Raw genomic sequence first — 1,465 nt, 5'->3', positions numbered from 1 at the left:
GGGTCAGCGGATTTTTCCGGTTGGTAACACCGTATGTTAGGAATAAAGTGTTGCCAGCCTGTACATGAAGAACCTGATATCCCCTACACCTCTGAACTGTGTTCTAAAAGCCTTGATTTTAGCATTGAACGATTCTGCCGATGCATTGGTAAGCCTTTCCTCAAAATAGTTGATGATGGTATCGTTGTGGTTCTCAAAGGTTTCAATAACCTTGTTGAAACCTTCATACCCGAAATCTTCGACATCATTGTACCATCTGGCAAGGTTAAGCCTTGCCACTCCTGGCTGGGTTTTCTTGTTGAAAATGTCCACAAGACTGAGGTAGAGACCATACGCCTTCTTGAGTTTGGGAAACATCTGAAAGAGAATTTCGGCCCTTGTCTGCTGTTGGGCATTCCATTTCGATTTGTGCATGAGAATCATATGTCGGCTGCGTGCCATAATCTGCGGCCTGGTTTCACCGTTGGCCATACGTTCTGGTACCCATTCCCCTATAAGTTCCTTCTCGGCCCTCGTATGTGCCGCCTTACGTTTTGCCCTATGCTCTTTTATGGCCTTGTTCTCCTCCGCAAGCACATCCCATCGTAAGGCTATTCTCATCTGGTCAATGGCCTCGGTCATAAGTCGTTGCACATGGAAACGGTCATTTATCAGCTTGGCATTAGGGAACGCAGTCCTCACTGTCAGCATCATGGCAGAAGACAAATCTGTGGTCACGGTCCTTACACGGCAGCGCAGTTCACGTGGGACTTTCTTCAATATTGCCGACACTGTATCCGAAGCTACACCACGAACCATTGCAGCCAGCGCTCCCTTGCCGCCGTGGGCTGCCTTGTCCGTCAGGATAGTGTAGACCTCACCGTTGGAAAGACAGGTCTCGTCAAGACTCATGTCCTCACCGAAATTGTCTGGAAACAGCATGTACTCCTCTGCATGGTCCAATTGTTCCCAGTTGCGATAGTCACTGATTTTCTCCTTGTACTGTTTGCGCAGCGTCTGACCGTTGAGACCGTTGCGGGCCGCAAGCGTCGAGATGCTTACGGGAGTAGACTCAATCTCCCTCTTTTAAAAAAGAAACGAACTCTGCATTCAATCGAGTTTCGTCAAACTCGGACAAGTCCCATTCGTAGCTGAAGATCTCGCCGGTGTCCTTGTCCAACCATTTGCGTTTGCGTACATGAAGATACGTAGCACGGCCACGGATGGGAAAATCCTGGATGACGTGATAGTCACCAAAGCCGTGGGATATCACATTGCCGTACTTCTTGTCCTCACGCATCTGAACCTTCTTCTCGTCAAGATAAATGTCAAAGCGGCTATCGGTCTTATCAAAACTTACAACATCGAAGTTGTCTATAAGCACATCCGGAAGAATGGCGCGTAGTAGCTTGGTCTGTTCCATATGGCAAAGGTACGACTTTATTCCTAACATACGGTGTTACCAACCGGAAAAATCCGCAGACCC

At 48.2% G+C, this 1,465-nt stretch carries 2 protein-coding genes; both read right to left on the bottom strand.

Annotated elements, in window-relative coordinates; all coding sequences use genetic code 11:
- Window positions 1-36 precede the first annotated feature (36 nt).
- Entirely contained in the window at window positions 37-942 is a 906-nt protein-coding gene (locus CIK95_RS09805) for a transposase (RefSeq protein ID WP_254046453.1), read from the bottom strand.
- Window positions 943-1,051: 109 nt separating this feature from the next.
- On the bottom strand, window positions 1,052-1,402 hold the full coding sequence (locus CIK95_RS09800) for a hypothetical protein (protein WP_094387020.1): 351 nt from the start codon (window positions 1,400-1,402) through the stop codon (window positions 1,052-1,054).
- Window positions 1,403-1,465: the final 63 nt, after the last annotated feature.

It is taken from the genome of Prevotella sp. P5-108 (assembly GCF_002251385.1).
Taxonomy (GTDB): Bacteria; Bacteroidota; Bacteroidia; order Bacteroidales; family Bacteroidaceae; genus Prevotella.
This window is presented reverse-complemented; position numbering and strand designations above follow the sequence as displayed.